At 64.1% G+C, this 5,525-nt stretch carries 5 protein-coding genes and 1 pseudogene; 1 reads left to right on the plus strand and 5 read right to left on the minus strand.

The window, feature by feature from the left end; translation table 11 throughout:
• The 4 genes from ilvC to lptM all read right to left on the minus strand — a co-directional run.
• Positions 1 to 969, minus strand: a 969-nt coding sequence (ilvC, locus tag VTU_RS0100265; protein WP_010099702.1) for a ketol-acid reductoisomerase, incomplete at its 3' end; no start/stop codon positions are given.
• A gap of 55 nt (positions 970 to 1,024) precedes the next feature.
• Positions 1,025 to 1,516, minus strand: coding sequence for an acetolactate synthase small subunit (gene ilvN, locus VTU_RS0100270; RefSeq protein ID WP_010099703.1), 492 nt, complete (start codon positions 1,514 to 1,516; stop codon positions 1,025 to 1,027).
• A gap of 106 nt (positions 1,517 to 1,622) precedes the next feature.
• Complete coding sequence (locus tag VTU_RS0100275; RefSeq protein ID WP_010099704.1) at positions 1,623 to 3,422, minus strand: acetolactate synthase 3 catalytic subunit; 1,800 nt, start codon at positions 3,420 to 3,422, stop codon at positions 1,623 to 1,625.
• Positions 3,423 to 4,624: 1,202 nt separating this feature from the next.
• Positions 4,625 to 4,804: an LPS translocon maturation chaperone LptM gene (gene lptM, locus VTU_RS35645; RefSeq protein ID WP_081479668.1), complete on the minus strand. Its 180-nt coding sequence runs from the start codon at positions 4,802 to 4,804 to the stop codon at positions 4,625 to 4,627.
• 12 nt (positions 4,805 to 4,816) lie between these two features.
• Between lptM and cyaY the strand changes: the two genes are divergently transcribed.
• A complete protein-coding gene (cyaY, locus tag VTU_RS0100280) occupies positions 4,817 to 5,146 on the plus strand; it encodes an iron donor protein CyaY (protein WP_010099705.1) in 330 nt (109 codons plus the stop codon).
• 45 nt (positions 5,147 to 5,191) lie between these two features.
• Here cyaY and VTU_RS0100285 read toward each other — a convergent pair.
• A pseudogene (locus tag VTU_RS0100285) lies at positions 5,192 to 5,525 on the minus strand (penicillin-binding protein); the annotation flags it as partial.

Raw genomic sequence — 5,525 nt, forward strand, 5'->3', positions numbered from 1 at the left:
CATGGCGCGCAGCTGGGCGCCCACCACTTCGATGCTGTGCTCGGCGGTGTTGCGCCGGCGTGCCGTCATGCTCGGGTAGTTCAGGCGGCCTTCCTCGATGAACATCTTGGCGTAGTCGCCGTTCTGGATGCGCTTGAGGGCATTGCGCATGGCGGCGCGCGACTGCTCGTTGATGACTTCGGGGCCGGTCACGTACTCGCCGTACTCGGCGTTGTTCGAGATCGAGTAGTTCATGTTGGCAATGCCGCCTTCGTAGATCAGATCGACGATGAGCTTGAGCTCGTGCAGGCATTCGAAGTAGGCCATCTCGGGAGCGTAGCCCGCCTCGACCAGGGTTTCGTAGCCCATTTTGATCAGCTCGACGGCGCCACCGCACAGCACGGTCTGCTCGCCGAACAGGTCCGTCTCGGTTTCCTCCTTGAAGTTGGTCTCGATGATCCCGGCCTTGCCGCCGCCGTTGGCCATGGCGTAGCTCAGGGCCAGCTCGCGTGCCTTGCCGGATTGGTCCTGGTGCACCGCCACCAGATGCGGCACGCCGCCGCCCTGGGTGTAGGTGCTGCGCACGGTGTGGCCAGGGGCCTTGGGTGCGACCATCCACACGTCCAGATCGGCGCGGGGAACGACCTGGTTGTAGTGCACGTTGAAACCATGGGCGAAGGCCAGGGAGGCGCCCTGCCGGATGTGCGGCGCCACGTTGTTGCGGTAGACCTCGGCGATTTGCTCGTCGGGCAACAGGATCATGGCCACGTCGGCGGCCCGCACCGCGTCGTTGACCTCCATCACGGTCAGGCCGGCCTTGCCCACCTTGTCCCACGAGGCGCCCCCCTTGCGCAGGCCGACCACGACTTTGACGCCGCTGTCGTTCAGGTTTTGTGCATGCGCGTGGCCCTGCGAGCCGTAGCCGATGATGGCGACGGTCTTGCCCTTGATCAGGCTCAGGTCACAGTCTTTGTCGTAGAAAACTCTCATGGGTTGCTCCGGTTGAAATGCGTTGTCGGGGTTGGATGAGGAACGGGGGATTGTGTTACACGCGCAGAATGCGCTCGCCGCGGCCGATGCCGCTGGCGCCGGTGCGGATGGTCTCCAGGATGGCGCTACGGTCCATGGCCTGCAGGAAGGCGTCGTTCTTGGCCTGGTCGCCCGTGAGCTCGATCGTGTAGCTTTTTTCGGTCACGTCGATGATGCGGCCGCGGAAGATGTCGGCCATGCGCTTCATCTCCTCGCGCTCCTTGCCCACCGCGCGCACCTTCACCAACATGAGCTCGCGCTCGGTGTAGGCGCCTTCGGTGAGGTCCACCACCTTGACCACTTCGATGAGGCGGTTCAGGTGCTTGGTGATCTGCTCGATGACATCGTCGGAGCCCGTGGTCTGTATGGTCATGCGCGACAGCGATGCGTCCTCGGTGGGCGCCACGGTGAGCGATTCGATGTTGTAGCCGCGGGCAGAGAACAGGCCCACGACGCGCGACAGCGCGCCGGGTTCGTTTTCGAGCAGGACGGCAATGATGTGTTTCATGGTCTCGGATTCCTCTTTTCGCTGCCCTCCCCCGTGCACGGTAATGCACGGGCTTGGCAGGCAATAGATTCGTCAAAATTTGCTGGCCGCTCGGGCCGGCTTCGGCTCAGAGGTCTTCCGACCCGAGCAGCATTTCGGTAATGCCCTTGCCGGCCTGCACCATCGGGAACACGTTCTCTGTAGGGTCGGTGCGAAAGTCCATGAACACCGTGCGTTCCTTGAGCTTGCGGGCCTCGCGCAATGCGGGTTCCACGTCCTCGGGGCGCTCGATGAGCAGGCCCACATGGCCGTAGGCCTCGGCCAGTTTCACGAAGTCGGGAAGCGCGTCCATGTAGCTGTGGCTGTAGCGGCCGGAGTACTCGATCTCTTGCCATTGGCGCACCATGCCCAGGTAGCGGTTGTTCAGCGAGCAGATTTTGATCGGCGTGTTGTACTGCAGGCAGGTCGAGAGTTCCTGGATGTTCATCTGCACCGAACCTTCGCCGGTGATGCAGAACACTTCGGACGCGGGCCGGGCCAGCTTGACGCCCATGGCGTAGGGAATGCCCACGCCCATGGTGCCCAGGCCGCCGGAGTTGATCCAGCGGCGCGGTGCGTCGAAGCGGTAGTACTGCGCGGCCCACATTTGGTGCTGGCCCACGTCGGACGTGACGTAGACGTCCGCGTCCCGGGTCATCTTCCACAGCGTTTCGACCACGTACTGGGGCTTGATGACCTCGGGGCTGCCCATGTCGTACTTGAGGCAGTCGCGCCTGCGCCAGCCCTCGATGGTCTCCCACCATGCCGCCAGCGCGCCGGCGTCGGGGCGGGTGCTGCTTTCGCGGACCATGGCGATGAGTTCGGTGAGAACGTCCTTCACGTCGCCGACGATCGGGATGTCGACCTTCACGCGCTTGGAAATGCTCGACGGATCGATATCCACATGAATGATCTTGCGGTCGTTCTGCGCGAAATGCTTGGGGTTGCCGATCACGCGGTCGTCGAATCGGGCGCCCACGGCGAGCAGCACGTCGCAGTGCTGCATGGCATTGTTCGCCTCGATCGTTCCGTGCATGCCCAGCATGCCCAGGAACTTGCGCTCCGACGCGGGGTAGGCGCCCAGGCCCATCAGCGTGTTGGTGACCGGGTAGCCAAGCAGGTCGACCAGCGTGCGCAGCTCGTGCGCAGCGTTGCCCAGCAGCACGCCGCCGCCGGTGTAGATATAGGGGCGTCGGGCCGCGAGCAGCAGGTGCAGTGCCTTGCGGATCTGGCCAGCATGGCCTTTGCGCACCGGGTTGTACGAGCGCATTTCCACGGTTTGCGGATAGCCTTTGTAGACCGCTTTCTTGAAAGAGACATCCTTCGGAACGTCCACCACCACGGGGCCGGGGCGGCCGGTGCGGGCAATGTGAAAAGCCTTCTTCATCACCAGGGCCAGATCGCGCGGGTCCTTGACGAGGAAGTTGTGCTTGACGATGGGGCGCGTGATGCCGACGGTGTCGCATTCCTGGAAGGCGTCGAGCCCAATGGCGGGCGTGGGCACCTGGCCGGAGATGATCACCATGGGAATGCTGTCCATGTACGCCGTGGCGATGCCGGTGACTGCATTCGTCAGCCCGGGGCCCGACGTGACAAGCGCGACGCCGACTTCGCCCGTGGCACGGGAATAGCCGTCGGCGGCATGCACCGCGGCCTGCTCATGGCGCACCAGCACATGCTCGATGCTGTCTTGCTTGTAGAGCGCGTCGTAGATGTAGAGGACCGCGCCACCGGGGTAGCCCCAGATGTACCGGACGCCCTCGGCCTGCAGCGCCTTGACGAGGATTTCAGCGCCCATCAGGTCCTCCGGGAGGTCGCCGTCAGCGGGGGAGCGCTTGCCTTGTGCGGCAGCAACTGCCGAGTCGAGTTCTGCCTTGGAGATTTCCATGATCAACCTTTGTGAATTTCTCTGACGAAAAACCTTGGGTGCTCCTCGCACGCGCCCTTGTGGAGCCGGCTTGGAACTCGAGGCCAGGGACATGGGCGGGGTGTTGTCGCGCCGGACCGTGACCTGTTTTGCCTTTTGAATTGCAGCGGCGATTATGCACTGCAGCCGCTGCGCAAGCGCTCCTCGGGTGAAGCGGATTTCAAAATTTGCGCCATCGTCGTCGAGCGGTTGGCCGATCGCGGCGTGCGCCCAGGTGACGACGACAAAGAAGGGCGGAGCGATCATCACGCCGCGTTGCGCTTGAACGCATTGCCAAAATCGCCGTGTCTGCCCGGTGCCCACCGCCGCTTGGCACGGGTTGGGCACGGCTTGCATCGATCGCGTGGACAGCCGCAGGGCCGCCCAACCGACCGTCCCCCCGGGCTCAGGCTTGAGCGGCCCGGTCAACCGGGGCAAAGCCTGAAAGTCCCCGCCCCGGACCTGGTTTTTTGAAAATCGGCCACTCGATACACTTGGCAATATAATAGCGGGCGGTTGCTCCGATCCAAGGTGCACTGGTCAACGCGCATCCGGCTTGCAGAAGCTTGTTGCCGTGGCTTTCCAAGATTCTGTCTGTCCCAATAGGAAATCGAAATGAAAACCTCTCTCGTTCTGGCCGCTCTGGTTGCTGCTGCACTGACCGCTGCTTGTGACAAAAAGGAAGAGCCGGCTCCTGCTCCCGTGGAAGCTCCGGCTCCCGCAGCAGAGCCTGCTGCTCCCGCAGCGGAGCCCGCCGCTCCGGCTCCTGCAGCAGAACCTGCCCCTGCGGAGCCTGCCGCTCCTGCGGCCTCCGAAGCCCCCGCAGACGCTGCGGCGACCGGATCTTCCGCAGCCAAGTAAAGCCGCGCTACAGGCTCGGGGCCGGTTACGACACCGGCCTGTTCGCATGCCAGAGGCCCCGTACCGAATGGTCGGGGCCTTCCCATATGCGCCCGGGATGGGTGCGCCCTTGCGGATGCAAGGGCCGCATGACATGAGCCATGCAGTCGCTGTGCCGTGGCGTGGCGTGGCGTGGCGTGCATGGCACGCCCCCGGCCCGTGTCCGGGCCCGATGGGATCACCGACTTGCCCGCCGGGCTCGTCAGCGACTCAAGCGGGGGGATTCGGCCAATGCCAATCGGCGACCAGCAGCACCACCTTGCAGCCGGCCACCCGGCTTGCTATCACCGACCGGGTGCCGCCGATGTGGGTGCTTTTGCCGCATCGGCGTCGCTGCCGGAGGCAAGCGTTTGCGCCGGCGTGGCAGGGAGATACAACGGACCGCGTTGACCGCAACCGGGAAGGATCGCCGCACTGGCAGCAAGGGCAAGCGTCCTGACTAGAATCGGGGAAACTCTCAGCATGCGTAAATTGTAATGACCGACCTCGAATTCATGGACCGCGCCGAAAAACTGCTTCTTGCCGTCGAGCGCTGTTGCGATCGCATCAACGAAACCTCGGACGCCGATGTGGACAGCCAGCGCTCGGGCGGCATGCTGACCCTGACCTTTCCGGATCGCAGCCAGATCGTGGTGAATCTGCAAAAACCGCTGCACGAAGTCTGGATGGCCGCCCGCTCGGGAGGCTATCACTACCGCTTCGACGGCAATGCGTGGCAGGACAGCAAGGGGGCAGGGGAGTTTTTCGCATGCCTGAGCCGTGATGCATCCCGACAATCCGGACTGCCATTGGAGTTTGCTGCCTGAGCGAATCGCCGCGCGGGCCGAGACCGGGCGTGGGCGGCAGACCGCTCAGTTGCGGAACAATTCGAGGATCCGGTTTCGTTCTTCGGATGGTGGCGCGGCGGCGGGCGACGCCGATTGCCCCTCGGGGCCGACACGGGTGACCCCTGCATTGCGCGCATATTCCTCATAGAACCACTCGCCCCCCACGTTCACGACCCCGGCGGGTACGGGCAATTCCGCCACGGGAACGCCCTTAAGCGCGCGTTCCATGAAGCGAATCCATACCGGCAGGCTGAGGCCCCCGCCCGTCTCGCGGCTGCCCAGATTGCGTGGGGTGTCGTAGCCAATCCACGTGACGGCCGTGATGGTCGGCTGAAAGCCCGCAAACCAGGCGTCCATC

Source organism: Verminephrobacter aporrectodeae subsp. tuberculatae At4 (assembly GCF_000193225.1).
In the GTDB taxonomy this organism is placed as follows: domain Bacteria; phylum Pseudomonadota; class Gammaproteobacteria; order Burkholderiales; family Burkholderiaceae_C; genus Acidovorax; species Acidovorax aporrectodeae.